Annotated in this window: 14 protein-coding genes; 8 read left to right on the top strand and 6 right to left on the bottom strand. The window is 26.3% G+C overall.

The features are described 5' to 3' along the window. The first annotated feature begins 2 nt into the window (after positions 1–2). The 3 genes from CHF27_RS05840 to CHF27_RS05830 all read left to right on the top strand — a co-directional run bounded on the left by CHF27_RS05840 (position 3) and on the right by CHF27_RS05830 (position 4,618). Positions 3–1,643, top strand: coding sequence for a hypothetical protein (locus CHF27_RS05840; protein ID WP_095405088.1), 1,641 nt, complete (start codon positions 3–5; stop codon positions 1,641–1,643). 348 nt (positions 1,644–1,991) lie between these two features. Then, entirely contained in the window at positions 1,992–3,407 is a 1,416-nt protein-coding gene (locus CHF27_RS05835) for an MBOAT family O-acyltransferase (protein ID WP_095405120.1), read from the top strand. A gap of 14 nt (positions 3,408–3,421) precedes the next feature. Beyond that, positions 3,422–4,618, top strand: a complete 1,197-nt coding sequence (locus CHF27_RS05830) for a DHHW family protein (RefSeq protein WP_095405089.1) — start codon at positions 3,422–3,424, stop codon at positions 4,616–4,618. A gap of 13 nt (positions 4,619–4,631) precedes the next feature. Here the strand turns inward: CHF27_RS05830 and CHF27_RS05825 are convergent, their stop codons facing one another. Then, on the bottom strand, positions 4,632–5,387 hold the full coding sequence (locus CHF27_RS05825; RefSeq protein ID WP_243444956.1) for an SGNH/GDSL hydrolase family protein: 756 nt from the start codon (positions 5,385–5,387) through the stop codon (positions 4,632–4,634). Positions 5,388–5,646: 259 nt separating this feature from the next. Here CHF27_RS05825 and CHF27_RS05820 point away from each other — a divergent pair, with 259 nt between their 5' ends. Both CHF27_RS05820 and CHF27_RS05815 read left to right on the top strand, forming a co-directional pair. Further along, positions 5,647–7,392 carry a methyl-accepting chemotaxis protein gene (locus tag CHF27_RS05820; protein WP_095405090.1) on the top strand — a complete coding sequence of 582 codons (1,746 nt, stop codon included), beginning with the start codon at positions 5,647–5,649 and terminating at the stop codon, positions 7,390–7,392. A 197-nt stretch (positions 7,393–7,589) separates the two neighbouring features. Further along, on the top strand, positions 7,590–7,901 hold the full coding sequence (locus CHF27_RS05815; RefSeq protein WP_095405091.1) for a (2Fe-2S)-binding protein: 312 nt from the start codon (positions 7,590–7,592) through the stop codon (positions 7,899–7,901). A 58-nt stretch (positions 7,902–7,959) separates the two neighbouring features. Here CHF27_RS05815 and CHF27_RS05810 read toward each other — a convergent pair whose 3' ends face one another. After that, positions 7,960–8,514 (bottom strand): helix-turn-helix domain-containing protein, encoded by a 555-nt coding sequence (locus CHF27_RS05810; RefSeq protein ID WP_095405092.1) that lies wholly within the window; start codon positions 8,512–8,514, stop codon positions 7,960–7,962. 287 nt (positions 8,515–8,801) lie between these two features. Here CHF27_RS05810 and CHF27_RS05805 point away from each other — a divergent pair, with 287 nt between their 5' ends. Continuing rightward, positions 8,802–10,178 carry a D-serine ammonia-lyase gene (locus CHF27_RS05805; RefSeq protein ID WP_095405093.1) on the top strand — a complete coding sequence of 459 codons (1,377 nt, stop codon included), beginning with the start codon at positions 8,802–8,804 and terminating at the stop codon, positions 10,176–10,178. Positions 10,179–10,262: 84 nt separating this feature from the next. Here the strand turns inward: CHF27_RS05805 and CHF27_RS05800 are convergent, their stop codons facing one another. The 4 genes from CHF27_RS05800 to CHF27_RS05785 form a co-directional block, all read right to left on the bottom strand. Continuing rightward, positions 10,263–11,360, bottom strand: coding sequence for a DUF1002 domain-containing protein (locus tag CHF27_RS05800; RefSeq protein WP_095405094.1), 1,098 nt, complete (start codon positions 11,358–11,360; stop codon positions 10,263–10,265). Positions 11,361–11,598: 238 nt separating this feature from the next. Next, a complete protein-coding gene (locus CHF27_RS05795) occupies positions 11,599–12,225 on the bottom strand; it encodes a hypothetical protein (RefSeq protein WP_095405095.1) in 627 nt (208 codons plus the stop codon). Positions 12,226–12,261: 36 nt separating this feature from the next. Further along, entirely contained in the window at positions 12,262–12,822 is a 561-nt protein-coding gene (locus CHF27_RS05790) for a hypothetical protein (protein WP_095405096.1), read from the bottom strand. A gap of 271 nt (positions 12,823–13,093) precedes the next feature. Continuing rightward, the gene (locus CHF27_RS05785; RefSeq protein WP_115975997.1) at positions 13,094–13,870 is read right to left on the bottom strand and encodes a CAP domain-containing protein; all 777 of its coding nucleotides are present in this window, start codon (positions 13,868–13,870) and stop codon (positions 13,094–13,096) included. A 451-nt stretch (positions 13,871–14,321) separates the two neighbouring features. Between CHF27_RS05785 and CHF27_RS05780 the strand changes: the two genes are divergently transcribed. Beyond that, positions 14,322–14,852: a type I restriction enzyme HsdR N-terminal domain-containing protein gene (locus CHF27_RS05780; RefSeq protein WP_095406946.1), complete on the top strand. Its 531-nt coding sequence runs from the start codon at positions 14,322–14,324 to the stop codon at positions 14,850–14,852. Positions 14,853–15,441: 589 nt separating this feature from the next. Next, positions 15,442–16,326, top strand: a complete 885-nt coding sequence (locus tag CHF27_RS05775; protein ID WP_095406945.1) for a sigma-70 family RNA polymerase sigma factor — start codon at positions 15,442–15,444, stop codon at positions 16,324–16,326. The last annotated feature ends 210 nt before the right edge of the window (positions 16,327–16,536 follow it).

Below are 16,536 nucleotides of genomic sequence, written 5' to 3'. Positions count from 1 at the left end.
ATATGAAAGAATTTTTTGCTTTAAAAATATTAGATTTATTTAAGGGAATATATATAAAGGTTGGAGTAAATTATGACCTAATGAGATTGATTATAAAATCAAAGCTTTTAATGGATTCAAGAAGAGTTTCAAATTTAAATTATTCGGAAAATGAAAAGAAACCAAAAAAGGAAACTAACCATTTTTATGCTTCTTTAATAATATATTTAATTGTAGGACTTTTTACAGCACCAATTATTGCTATGGATATAGCTCCTATAGTTAAGATGACTAGTTATCTTGGAATTTTTATGATAATAATATTAACAATTTTCATATCTGATTTCTCTACGGTTATTCTAGACGTAAACGACAAAGAAATATTATATACAAAAGGAGTAGATTTAAAAACTTTAAATGCAGCAAAAGTGACTCATATATTTATATATATATCACTTTTAAGCTTATCAATATCATTTGGTGCATTAGTTTTATCATTGAAATATGGAATGGGATTTTTCTTATTATTTTTAATAAGTATATTTTTAATAGATATATTAATGATTATAGTTACAGCGATAATGTATCTTATAATTCTTAAGCTTTTTAAAGGGGAAAAGCTTAAAGATATGATTAACATAGTTCAAATTGGATTTTTACTTATGTTTACATTTGGGTATCAGTTTATAGCTAGAGCATTTGATATAATGGATTTTAGTTATGTTTATAGTCCTAAAGTATGGAATATACTAATACCTCCAATGTGGTTCGGATCAAATTTCAATATATTGCAAGGCGAAGAAATAAACTCTATTTTAATTATATTAAGTTTATTATCTATAGTGGTACCTATTATATCTATAATATTATATATAAAATTAATACCTGTATTTGAAGAGAGTTTACATAAATTAAGTGACAATACTTATAATAAAAAGAAAAATAAAGAAAGCCTAATGAATAAAGTTAGTAAACTTATATGTAGAAATAAAGAAGATATGATATTTTTTATTTTTGTAAATGATATTTTAAGTAAAGATAGAGATTTTAAGATGAAAGCATATCCATCTTTAGCTATGGCAATGTTTATGCCAATATTTATGATAATTTCAGCATATGATGGAACTGGCATTAAATCATTCTTAATGGAAATGAAACAAAGTTCATTTTTCTTTACTGCATATATGTTTGTTATTATGGTTACTAACATAATAACTATGACTAGATATTCTAATGAATATGAGGCTTCTTGGATATATGAAATACTTCCAATAAATAATAAAAAGTATATTTATACAGGAATGTTCAAGGCTATTTTATACAGATTTATATCACCAATATTTTTAGTCATATCTATTGTATTTATAATGATATTTGGAGTAAGAGTTATAAAGCATTTGATATTAATATATTTATCTACAATATTAATATCAATGTTTATATTTAAAGTAAACAAAAAGGAACTTCCTTTTTCAACTAAATATCAAGTATCCAACTCTGGTTCGAGCATTATAACTATGATTCAATCAGTATTGTTTTTAGGGATAATGGCAGCAATTCATGCTGGTATTAATATGATGAATTTAACATTAGTAATTTGGATATATGCGTGTATTTTAGTAATTGCTATAAGATTATTTTGGAATAAAACATTTAAAATATAGGTTAATTATATAAAAAAAAGCCGTATCAAGATTAAATTGATACGGCTTTATCCTTAGTTTTAGGGGAACTTAAGGATCGGACATATTATTACTAAATTTGTATGAATTGTATATTTATATAATAACATATATGAAAATGGTTATCAATATTAAATATTAAAAAATATTAATTAATAATAAATTAAATGAATGTTTTGAATATACACTATGGAATTAATAATAATATAATTTTTTACTAAAATTTGTTATAATGTGATAGGACAAGTAAGTTTTTTACTTATAAAAGTAGTTTTTAACATAAGAAAGGGGGTTATATCAATTTTTATTATAAAAATTGATATATATTATATGGTATTTAGCAGTTTAGTTTTTTTATTTTTATTTTTACCAATAGTTTTAGTTTTTTACTATTTATCAGGTAGTAAATTTAAAAACTATATATTATTGATTGCAAGTTTATTTTTTTATGCATGGGGAGAACCAAAATATATTTTTTTAATGATAGGATCAATATTAGTAAATTATATTTTTGGTATAAAAGTTTCATCTGATAAGAAAAATGAAAGAAAAGTTTGGCTAATAATATCAATTATATTAAATATAGGAATATTAATTATTTTTAAATATACAGATTTCTTTTTAATCAATATTAATAGTTTATTTAAAATAAATTTAGTTCTACCTAAAATAGCATTACCACTTGGAATTTCGTTTTTTACATTTCAAACAATGAGTTATGTTATTGATGTATATAGACATGATGGTAAAGTTCAAAGAAACGTTTTTGATTTAGCTTTATATGTAAGTTTATTTCCTCAACTCGTGGCAGGGCCTATAGTTAGATATCAGACTGTAGATGAGCAAATAGATAGAAGAACACACTCTATGGACAAGTTTGCAGTAGGTGTTAATAGATTTGTAGTTGGATTAGCTAAGAAGGTTATATTCTCCAATCAACTAGGACTTATAGCTGATGGAGTTTTCTCAGCATCAATAGTAGATTTATCAACACTAGAAGCATGGATGGGAATAATATGCTATACACTTCAAATATATTTTGATTTTAGTGGTTATAGTGATATGGCAATAGGCCTTGGTAAGATGTTTGGATTTGACTTTTTAGAAAACTTTGATTATCCATATATTTCTCAATCTGTATCTGAATTTTGGAGAAGATGGCATATATCTTTAGGAAGTTGGTTTAGAGATTATGTATATATTCCATTAGGAGGGAATAGAGTAAGTCTCCTAAAGCAATATAGGAATTTATTTATAGTATGGTCTTTAACTGGAATATGGCATGGAGCTAACTGGACTTTTATGGCATGGGGATTGTATTATGGTGTGCTTATAGCTATAGAAAAAGCATTTTTAGGAAAATTATTATCTAAGTCACCTAGAATTTTTAGACACATGTATTTAGTATTAATTGTTATGATAGGATGGGTATTCTTTAGAGCTGAAAATATAATACAAGCAACAGAATTTATAAAAGTTTTGAGTGGTATTAATCAAAATCCATTATGTAATAGTGCATTTTTAAATTATGCAAATGATTCAGGTGGTATTGTGATTTTAGCAATAATATTATCTACACCTATAATTTCGAAAATAAAAAAATTAATTAAATTAAAAAATCAAAAAATAGTAGAGAGTAATATCATATATTTTATGCATTCTACATTAATAATGTCATTGATGTTTATTATTGTTATTATGTTAATTAATTCTACTTATAATCCATTTTTATATTTTAGGTTTTAAGGGGGAAAATAATAATGAACAAAAGGAAAGCAAAGTGGATAGCGATTCCATTTATTATAATGTTAATGGGAATATTTTTTATAAATATTATAAATAGAGATAAAGAAGTAAGTATTTCAGAAAATAGAACATTACAACAAATGCCAACAATAAAAGATATAAAACAGGGTAAATTTATAAGTAAATTTGAGAATTATTTTTCTGACCAATTTGCATTTAGAGAGGAATTATCAAATTTCTATACTAATGTAAAGATGGCATTAGGAGCAAATAAGATAAAAAGCTATTATGTACTTGATAATAATTGGATTTTACCAACTCCTGCTAAAATAATCTCAGATAAAGATTTAAAAGCTACGGCTGATCAAATAAATGAATTATCAAAAATAGGAAAAGATACTAATAAACAGATTTTTTATGCATCGACACCTCATAAGGAAAGCATGTTGTCTCATTTATACCCTAAATATACAAATGGTTTAGATAATTCTCTTAATAATAAGAATAAGTTTAAAGAATATATTAATAAAGATATAGTAAAATTTATAGATGTAGATAAATATTTTTTAAATAAATTTAGCAAATCTGAGATGGAGAATTTATATTTTAAGACTGACCATCACTGGAATGGAATAGGTGCTTTTGAAGGCTTTAAAAATATTATAGAAGAGATGAATATAGTAGATAATGTCTCTTGGGACAACTATACTACAACATTATTTGATAAAGGATATTTTTTAGGTAGTTATAATAAAAATCTTAATAAAATAGTAAAGGTGGATGAAACTATTCCATATGTACATTTAAAAGATAAACCTAAGTATAAGTATTTTAAATATAATGGAAAAACTGAAAAAGAAGTTAATGAAGAAGATGTTGTTGCAACTCGTAGAAATGAAGATGAGATATTATATGGAGGAGCATATATGTTTGGAAATGCTTGCTCTATATTAAAAATTAGAAATGAAAATGCATTATGTAATAAAAAAATTATTATATTTAGAGACTCTTATCAAGCACCTACATCATGGTTATATGCAGACATATTTTCAGAAGTACAATTAGTAGATCCTAGATATACTGAAACTTTGGGAATGTCTATAGATGAAATTATGAGAGATAGTGATGCAGATATAGCTATGTTTATGTTTGATAACACAGATTTTAAAATGATGATAGATGTAATGAAAGAACAAAGACAGAAGAATTAAAACTTCTGTCTTTTTATATATTCAATAAAAATCTATATATTTTTTCTGATATACGCTTATATCCAACGTCATTAGGATGAAGTCCATCTCTAGTAAATGTATCCATTGTTTTTTCAGTTATTCCGCTTTCTGAATACAAATCAAGTACAGGTACTGAATACATATTACCTAACTCTCTAATTGTATTTACATAGTCAATAAGCTTACTATCTACTTTATTTCTAAAATTAACGTTATATCCATCTCGATTTCTCTGAATTGGTGTTATTAATACTAAGTCTATATTAGGATTAGATGATAAGATATATTCTATTAATAATTGATAAGAACCTGTAAATGTATTTTTATCAAAGTTCTTACTTCCAAGAGGTTTAATAGAACCGAGTTTTTTATTATATCTAAAATCATTAGTTCCAGAAAATATAGTAACTAAATCATATTTATTATAGTCTATATTTTTACCCATAGTATATGTTGATTTGTTTTTATTTTGATAGGCCATAGTTTGACCATTTATACCTTGATTATCAATATTTGAAAATCCTAAAATAGGCTTAATTATTGACTGATATCCGTTTGCTCTAGTTATACTGTCTCCTAAAGTAACCCAAGATTTATTAGACCATTTATTAAAATAGATATCAGGATTATTTATTATAGAACCAGTATTATTATTAGCGTCTATTGATGCGTTATTATTAAAAAGTAGAATAGAAAATATACAAATTATTGTAATAATAAAAAATGGTATGTGTAAATTCTTTTTCAAATGTTTAACCTCCTTGCTTTTATTTATAGTATGATTATTAAGATGTATATTATTCCTTAGAATTTTCACCGAATTTAGGTTGAAGATTATATGATATTAAAAAATTAAAATCTTTAAAAATAAATAATTGACTTATAATCTACAAAAATGTAATAATATAATGTAAAATGTAAAAATATGTAAAATTACATATAATATATATTATATAAATATATGTATCAAAAATTTTAATAAATCAAAAGTATGGGGAGAAATGTAAATGGAAAATTTGAAAAATTTAAAAATAGGTAAAAAAATAGGTATATCATTTTTTGTATTGTTAATCATTACAGCGTTTACAAATTTTTATGCAATATCTAATTTAAAACAAGCAGAAAAACTAAGTCAAGATTTATTTCATGGTCCTTATGAATCAACAAGTCAATCTATGGGGATTTGTAGAGATATAGTTTCTACTGACCAAAATCTTATGAATTCAATTGCTTCAAACAATTCGTCAGAATTTAAAGTTTTAGTTCAGAGAGATTTTGATAGTATTAATGAAAGAATTAAAAAACTTCGTGATGTTTTTATGGGAGATGAAAAATTAATTGATAACCTTGAAAGCTCGATAGCTGAGCTAAGACAACAAAACGAAAAAATTTATTCACTTATAGAAAAAAAAGATTATAAAGCAGCACAAGAAATGTCAGTAAAAAAAGATGGTGAATATTATAAATCATATACTAAGAGTGAAGAAGAAGCAAAAAAACTTTATGAAGATGCACAAGATCGTGGTATTAAGTTTAATAAAGAAGTGCAAGAGACATCTTCAAAAGCAACTTTTACATCTATAGTAATTGGTATAGTTAATATAATAGCAGGAGTATTTATATGTCTGTTTATTACTAAGAGCTTAAAGCAGCCAATTGAAGAAATAGAAATAGCTGCAAATAAAATGGCTGAAGGTGACTTTGATATTAATATTAATTATGAATCAAGAGATGAATTAGGTTGTTTATCAAACAGTATGCGTCAAATGAGTAACAAAACTAAGGAAGTTATAAATGACACAGTTCGTGTTTTAGGAGATGTTGCATCAGGTAATTTTGATGTTGAACCTGAAGTAGAATACATAGGAGTGTTTAAAAATATTGAAAATTCAGTAATTAGGATAACTAATGATTTAAGTGAAACAATGACACAAATAAATGTAGCTTCAGAAGAAGTTGGGGCGGCATCAGATCAAGTGTCAAGTGGATCACAAATGTTAGCACAAGGTGCAACTGAACAAGCAAGTGCAATTCAAGAGTTATCTGCAACTATTATAGAAATATCTGATAAAATTAAAGATACTGCAAATAATGCAAAAGAAGCTAATGCTTTATCAGTAAGCGCTGGTCGTGAAGTTGAAGATGGTAATGAACAAATGAAACAAATGGTTAAAGCTATGGAGGAGATTTCATTTACTTCTAACGAAATTGGTAGAATTATAAAGACAATAGATGACATTGCATTCCAAACAAATATATTAGCATTGAATGCTGCTGTTGAAGCCGCTAGAGCCGGTTCTGCTGGTAAAGGATTTGCTGTTGTTGCTGATGAGGTAAGAAATCTTGCTGCTAAATCAGCAGAAGCTGCAAAAAATACTGCTACACTTATTGAAAATTCAATACAAGCAGTTGATAATGGAAGTAAGATTGTAGATAATACAGCTCAGTCACTTAAAAAAATAATTGATACAACGAATCAAAGTATTGTATTAGTTGATGAAATAGCTAAAGCATCTGATGAACAAGCTAGTGCGATTGCTCAAGTTACATTAGGAGTAGAACAAATTTCAGAGGTAGTACAAACTAACTCTGCAACATCAGAGGAAAGTGCTGCTGCTAGTGAAGAATTAAGTGGACAAGCACAGATGATGAAATCACTTATTGAGAACTTTAGATTAAAAGATACAAATGGTTCTCATAAACAAATAAATTTTAATAGTGATGAAATTAATTATTTTGGAATGAATGAATAATACAATAATAAATACTATAATTTATGAATTACTAAAAATGGAAGCTTTTATGCTTCCATTTTTTACATGAAGGTCTTTTACTGATTAATATTAAAAAATATAAGAATTTGAAAAATATGGATTAAAACTTCTATAAAAGGGTATTAATTATCTTAGTGAGAATTAAATAATTTAGACGCTAAAAATGGAGGTAAAAAATGAAATTAACAACACAAGAGTACTTAATTATAAGACAAGCAGTAGAAAAGGGTGCAAGGAATATAGAAGACATTAAAAAAATAGTAGATATAGTCATAGTAGATGATGAATACGAAAATGAAATACAAGAAGTAATAAAAGTGGTACATAAAAGCAAAACTATATGCAACTGTCTAAATATATCTCTTTACCAAATTCTTAAAGCTAAAGAAAATGGAGCAAATACAGTAGAGAAAGTTTGTGAAACAACTAAGGCAGGAACTATATGCACAAGATGTAAGACTTTAATAGCTGATATTATAGAAAATTAAAGATAATAAAATAAATGGGTTGGTTCTTTATAAAGAGCCAACTCATTTATTTTGTAAATTAAAAAGATGGAGGAGTTACTGCAAATAAAATCTCACATTCTAATTCACTTATATTTTCCCATTTATGATTTACATGAGGAGGAATCATAACACTGTCACCAGGAGTAAGTGTAATAATTTCATTCATTAAATAAATATTAACACTACCTTTGGATACATATGCAACTTCTTCTCCCTTGTGAGAAAAAAGTTGATCAGAAGAAGATAGTCCAGGTGGTATCTTCATCAGCATAAACTCAATAGTACTATTAGAGTTAGGTGTTAATAATTCATAAGTAAAATTATCTGTTTCAGGAAAAATCATCTTTTTACGATTATTGTGTCTTACTACTAAATTTTCGCTAGAAACATCTTGTATAAAAAAATTAAATAATTGCACATCTAAAGCTTTTGAAATTTGCTTTAAGGTATTAAGAGATGGATTAGCAGAACCTTTTTCTATTTGACTAAGCAAAGAAGGGGTTACTCCTGCAAGAGTAGCAAGTTCTTTAATAGTTAGATTTTTTTCTTTTCTAAATTTAGTAATATTTTCTGATATATTTAAATCGCTCATTTTTATAACCTCTTTTTTATATATTAAACTAATTTTATCTAAATAATTATATCAATTTAAAGAAATTTTATCAATAAAATTAAATTATATTTAAAAAATATAATAAAAATTAAATTGTATTGACGTGAAATTAAAAAAATGATATATTTAAAAAGTAAATTATATTTACTTTAATACATGAAAAGTAAGTGTAATTTAATGAAAGGTTTACACATTGAGAAAAACTATTGATGTAGTACAAATATAACTAGTAAATATTATATGAAATATAAAAAGGAGAAATCATAATGAGTGCAAAAGTTTTAGGTAAGGAAATATCAACGTGGATAGAAGAATATCCACAATTAAAAGAAATGATAGATTTAAAAGAAGTATTATGGATTAATTCTAATTATAGTGACTTTGAAGAAGGAATGAAAAAAGTTTCTATTTCACAAGAAGATGTATTAGATGCTCAAGAAAGGCTAAATAGATTTGCACCATATATAGCTAAGGTATTTCCAGAGACAAAAGAGGATAAGGGAATAATAGAATCTAAAACAGTGAAAATAAACAATATGAAAAATAAGTTAGAAGAAATATGTGGTAAAGAACTTTTAGGAAATCTTTTATTAAAATGTGATAGTCATCTTAAGGTATCAGGATCTATAAAAGCTAGAGGTGGAATATATGAAGTTTTAAAACATGCAGAAGATTTAGCATTAGAAAATAATATAATAACATTAGAAGACAACTATGAGAAATTAGACAGTGATGAGATTAGAAAATTTTTCTCTAAGTACTCTGTAGTAGTAGGTTCTACAGGAAATCTAGGTTTAAGTATAGGTATAATGAGTGCTAAGCTAGGATTTAAGGTTACTGTACATATGTCAGCAGATGCGAGACAGTGGAAAAAGGATCTTCTAAGAAGTAGAGGGGTAGAGGTTATAGAATATGAATCTGATTATAGCAAAGCTGTTGACGAAGGAAGAAAGCAATCTGAATTAGATGAAAATAGCTATTTTGTAGATGATGAAAACTCTAAAAACTTATTTTTAGGATATTCTGTTGCTGCAAGCAGATTAGACAAACAATTAAAAGAAATGAATATAAATATAGATGATAATAATCCTCTGTTTGTTTATCTTCCATGCGGAGTAGGTGGAGGACCTGGAGGTGTTGCATTTGGTCTTAAACTTTTATATAAAGATAATGTTCATTTTTTCTTTGCTGAACCAACACATTCACCATGTATGACGATAGGATCAATGACTGGACAACATGATAAAATAAGTGTACAAGATTTCGGAATAGATAATATAACAGCTGCAGATGGATTAGCAGTAGGCCGTGCATCTGGTTTCGTTGGGAAAACATTAGAAAATTTAATGAGTGGATGTTACACAATAACAGATGAAAATCTATATAGATTATTAGCTATGATGGCTGATAATGAGAATATATTCTTAGAGCCATCAGCTCTTGCTGGTTTGGTCGGCATAGTAAAGATACTTACAAGTAAAGATGGAAAAAAATATTTGAAAGATAATAATCTTGAAGATAAACTTCAAAACATAAATCATATTGCATGGGCAACTGGTGGAAGTATGGTTCCAAAAGAAATAATGGATGATTATTATAACAAAGGTATAAAATTTATTAAAAATAAACATATAGAAATTTAGATGAATTTGAGTAATTATAAGCAAAATAAAACTACCTTTTTTCCTTGAAATATAGGTAAAAAGGTAGTTTGTAAATTTGATTAATTAGTTAACATTTGTAGTATTTTCAGTAGACGTATTTTCTTTTGAAGTAGGTTCAGAGTTATTATTATCAAATAATCCTGTAACCCAACCCCACATCTTAGCAAAGAAACCTTCTACTTGGTCGCTATCAGGTAATTGTATAGCTTTATCATCTGTAGCATCTATCTTAGCATTTTGACCAAGTAAATCATCATTAGTAGTTTCTAATATACCTAGTTCTTTATTACTAGTACTTTCTTTAGCAAATAAGTTTTTAAACCAATCACCTATTTTAGAGAATAATCCTGAATCTTTAATACTTTCGCCCATCGTTTGTAAATCTTTGCTTATGTTATCAGAAACATTTGATAATGTATCTTTTATTTTATTATAATCATAGTTCTGATTAGATATTTTTAACATCATATCTTCTATTAATTTTTGTTGTTCAGGAGATAATGTAATATTATAGTTATTAGTTATATTATTTATAGTATCTGCTATTTGAGCTACATCTTTAGTTCCGTTTTTTATTATCTCTGTTTTTATATCATTTATAACACCTGTAGCTTTTTCTTGACCTACTTCATCACCTAAGTCTCCAGTAACTACTAGTTCTTCAGTAGCTAATTCTTTCTTTTTTTCATCTAATTTTTTACCAGTGGCATCTTCAAATGCTTTCATAACACCAGTTAATCCACCTGTACCTGATACAGGGAAAGGTGCTGCTACTATTACATTTGCATCTTCAATACCAGCAGTAGATAAAGTCGTTGCTATCATAGAACTTGTAACCCATGTAAGGTTAGCAGTTTTAACGTTTATTCCATTTCCTTTATTAGTTGGTTCAACATAAGAACAAGAAATAGTTATTTTTCCAAGTTGTGCTTCACTTGCAACACCTTCTAAGTATTTTCTTTCTTCTGCATTGTTAACTTCTAATACTACAGCTTCGTTTTCATTTACACCAAAGTATTTTAACATTTGTTCTTTTTGAGCAGGTTTTAAGTTTGCTCCAAGTGTAACTACTTTTGATCCATCAGCGAATGATAGATTAACACTTCCTAATATAAGAGTAGCGCATATTAATAATGAGCTAATTTTTTTTTTGAATTTCATAGTATTCCTCCCAAATTTCATAAATGTTTAGTTTGAATATTTTTATCAAACAGGTATACACATATGTATATTATACAATAACTTGTATTATCATTAAATATACTATAAACTATTTAACAATAGAATTCGATTACAAGATTGTAACACACGATAAAAAAATAGGCAAATTATAATAAAACAAGGCTGTGTAAAAACAGCCTTGTATATTTGTTAATAAAACATAGATATATTATATATGTTATTTAATATCTATTCTAGCTGAAACGATTATTCTAAAGAAGTAAGTTCCAGGACCGTTTGGATAATTTTCATCATCTGGTCTAAATAATATACCATCAAATCCTATTCCACCTGGATTATCAGGATCATTAGGATTTCCATCTTTTAATTTTAAATGTATATTAAAATCATCAAGAGAAGGAATAGTATCATTAGGACCATAATATCCAATTATTTGATCCAATCCAACGAATTCTTGACTAACGGCAAAAATACCAATACCAGTAGAAGTTAAAATCGGATTGTATAAACAAGATGCAAGAACTCTAAGTTGATTTAGTTCGACTAATGCTGGTATTTCTTGTTTAATTTCACTATTTAAATTTTCATCACAAGATACAATTAAAGTAGTAGGTTTAAAAACAGTGGTAATTAAATCTTTTGCACATGTAGGTTTAACATTATTATAACTTCCAGTAACCTTAGATATAATAGCAGGATAGTTATAAGGATTTAAAGGATCGCCTATTCCCATATTATTAAAATCATTTTTTGAAACACTTAGATAGATAGGTGGTTGTTCTACATAAATATTATTACATTCTACAGCATCTTTAGTTAAAATGTTATCAAGATTATTATTCATAGAAAACTCTCCTTTTATGATTATTTTTATTGAAAATTATCCAGCAGGATCAGGATCAGGAGGGGTAATCTTAACAGCTTCTACCTTAACATCTCCAGATATTACATATAAGAATTGATTATCTTGTGTTACTTCTTTTATATCTTCTAAAATAAGATTTGAAATAGTAACTTTTAGTTCATACTTATCATTTAAGTTTTCTGCGTACCCAATTAGCTTATCATCTAAACAAATATGACCAGTATTACTAGTTGAAGATGACCAACCTTGAGTTTGAGGTGGCACAATAGTAACATTACTACTAGATAATAATAAATCAGCAGCAAGAACGTAAGTGATAACTCCATTAGCATGAATTTCATTTACTAGAGCAGAGTCTACTTTTATTGAATCTCCACCTTTACAAGGATTATCTACAATTATTGACGGATTTAGATCAACTTTATTTTCTACAACAGAAATAAATAATTTATCTGTATTTACAGCGATAGTAAAATCTTTTATATCATCTTTCTTTCTTTTTGCATCCATTGTACAGTCAACTAAAATACCAGTTTTAAATTCAATTTCAAATGGTTGTGCACATTTTATGTTCATTTATATTCCTCCAATTTACATATTTAAATGAATCGAAAGTTAAAAACCTTCTAATATAATATATTAATAAATATCATTAAAGTTGCTACATGAAATATAATTTTGTCACATTTAAAAAACACATATTAAAAAGTCAGAAAATAGTGTATAGATATATGTGATTAACTTAAAAAATCTTTCATTATAATTCGTTTCAATATAAAAAAATGGTCAACTTTTGAAAAGTTAACCATTTTTTTATAATTTTTGATATTATATTATTTTATAGTTTTTATTTTCCTATAAACATTTGTGTCCAGTATATAGTACCGTTAGAATTTTTTGCAACTCCAACTCCAATATCAGTAAAGCTAGAATTTAATATATTTTTTCTATGACCTTCTGAATTCATCCAAGCAGTAACAACTTCTTTTGGAGTACTTTGTCCCATTGCTATATTTTCACCAGCAGTTTTATAACTTATTCCAAATTGTTTCATCATATCAAATGGTGAACCGTAAGTTGGAGAGTTATGGTCAAAGTAGTTTTTATTTATCATATCTTGTGATTTCATAGTAGCTACATTAGATAAACTAGAATTTAATACAAGAGAGCTTATTCCTCTATTATTTCTTTCTATATTTACTAATCTAAGAACTTCTTGTTGGAAAGCTGCAAAATTTCCAGCTGATTGCTCATTATTTCCAGTGTTGCTATCAGGTTTCTCAGTAGAAACAGAGTTATTTTGGTTATTATCTGAAGTAGTAGCAGGCTTCTCAGTAGAGCCAGAGTTATTTTGGTTATTATCCGGAGTAGTAACAGGCTTCTCAGTAGAACCAGAGTTATATTCATTTTTATCTGTAGCAGTACCTGGTGCTGATGGTTTATTTATGCAGTTTGAATTTACAGGAAATTTATATTTTACACCATTTATACATAAATATGATACACCTTTTGGTATAAATTTAGCACTATCAATTTTAACTAATGCATTTGCTGGTACCATGTTAGAAGCTGTAACTATAGTTATTACTCCTAAAGATAATAAAGTTTTTATTTTTTTTGTCATATCTAAACACCTCACTATTATATTTGAAAAATTAGATTTTGTTACTGAATTGTAACCTTTACCTTAGGGGTTACCCTTCATGCACTTATAGTAACACAGAAAAGTGTCACATTTTACTGTAAAGATATGTAAAAATGGATAAAAAAATGCTGAAAGTAGGTTATATACTAGGATATATAAGAAATGAAAAGTTACAAAAAAGTTACAAAATATAAACAAAGAACAAAACTAATATGAAAATTTCTGATATTTGTATTAATTTTGTTTAACAATTTAATATATTATATTGAATATCTGTTTTGAATTTGAAGTCAAATTTTGTATTAAAGAATATTAAAATTCATATTAAAAAATATTTTAATGAAGAGATTGAAATATTGATTAATGTAGTATACTATAAAGAGGAAAAGTTTGGACAACTTATGATTAAAGAAATGAAAGGAGAATTACTATGTCACAACAATTAGTAAAAGAAAGAGTTATTAAGTATTTAATGGAGGACTTATTAGTTCCACAAGATATGATAGATACTGATGTACCTTTAGCTGAGTTTGAAGATGATGCAGAAGGGATGTTAGATGTAGTTGTAAATGTAAAAGATAGTGAAGATTACTATGCACCTGTAATGATAATAAGATGTATGGATGAAGATGTTAAATTAGAGGGCGAAACAGTACAAAAACAAATAGATTTCCTTGAAGATGTAGATAACATAACTATGGCAGGTAGATTAATATTAACTAATGGTAATGAAATGATGTATGCAGATTGGACAGGAGAAGAATATAATACAGAAGCTTCATTACCTACATATGACCAAATGGTTAAAGAATTTTTTGAAATGGAAGAAAAAATGAAAGAATTAGAAGCAGAACATCATCATGAAGAAGGATGTGGATGTGGACATAATCATGAGCATAATGAAGATCATGAGTGTGGATGTAATCATGAAGACGGTGGATGTTGTAAGGATAAACACTAAAAATAATATTACATAATAACAGAACTTGACTATAATTTTTAATGATGTTATTATTAAATGGTTAAAAATTTCTCTATAAAACCGTAAGTGTTGGGGCAAACGCTAAGGATTTATTAATATAGGGATTTATAACGTCGTTCGAGAATAAAAGGTCGCACATTGTGTGGCCTTTTATTCTTTTTTGTGACAAATTTTTATTTAAAATAAACAACAAAAAAGAAGGAAAATTGAAACTACTAGTAGAATTATATTAAAAATAAATTATATTAATAATTAATGTAATATTTTTATTTAGTTTGAAAAATATAAGTTTTTATGTAGTTAAATAATACTAATATTATGTATAAGAATAAATAAATCAATAATATGAATGTTAAATTTATAAATTTAAATATTATTTTACAAGTATTTAAATAAAAAGGAAGGTTTTTCGATATGATTGTAGAATATTAGATAAATAAAATTATTGACATTTAAGAGTGATTGAACAGGCATTTTTTTATTGTAATAATCATATTATAAAACTAAATAAAACTACAGACACTTTATATTCCAATTAATAAACTATATGTATAGAAGGGGTTAGATTATGGGGGCTAAAAGAGAACATACTTATGAAAATTATATTTATGGGGACTCATCAAATGCATCAAATGCAATGAAAATGTACTTAAAAGAGATTGAAGAGTACAAAATGTTGTCTGCAGTAGAAGAGGTAGAATTAGCAAAAGCAATAATTAATTGTTCACCAGAAGCTAAGGAAACGTTTATAAATGCAAATTATAGGCTAGTTGTAAGTATTGCGAAAAAATATAGAAAAGAAAGTGTTGATATGCTAGATTTAATTCAAGCAGGTAACCTTGGACTTATAAAAGCTGTTGAAAAATATGATTATAAAAAGGGATATAAATTTAGTACTTATGCTACATGGTGGATAAAACAAAGCATAACAAGATATATAGATGATTGTGAAAATACCATTAGAATTCCAGTACACCTTCATCAGAGAATAAACTTTGTAAAAAGAAAGAAACAAGAGCTTTCTAATATACTTCAAAGAGAACCTTCATTAGAAGAACTTGCGGAAATTTGTGAACTCGAAGTTGAAAAAGTTATAGATATATTAAAACGTGATAAAAATATAGTATCACTAGATACTCCTATAAAAGAAGATGAAGATAGTAGTTTAGTAGAATTTATTCCATCAGATGCAAATTTTGATGATGTAGTAATGCATGAAGTAGAACAACATAACTTAAGGGAAAAAATAGAGGAATTATTAGTAGGACTTGGTGAACAAGAACAAAAAGTTTTAAGAATGAGATTTGGTCTAGATGATGACGATCCAAAGACATTAGAGGAAATTGGAAGAGTATTTGGCGTAACGAGAGAAAGAATAAGACAAATAGAGGCAAAAGCTATAAGAAAACTAAGACACCCAAGTAGATTAAAGCAATTAAAACATTTTTATTAATTGTATTTATATGAGATAGGGTTTATTTATTATAATAGCCCTATCTTATTTTTATGACCAAGAATAAAACATAAAAACATGGAATTTATTGACAAAATGCAAATATTAATTATAATTATCTATGCAATAAATTTATTAATTTATAATGAGTTATAATTATATATTGTAGTACACAAACTAAAAAAGGGCTATATATAATTTAAAAAACAA

This window comes from Romboutsia maritimum, assembly GCF_002251085.2.
In the GTDB taxonomy this organism is placed as follows: Bacteria; Bacillota; Clostridia; order Peptostreptococcales; family Peptostreptococcaceae; genus Romboutsia_B; species Romboutsia_B maritimum.
Note: the sequence above shows the minus strand (reverse complement) of the source record. Positions and strands in the feature narration are given on the sequence as shown.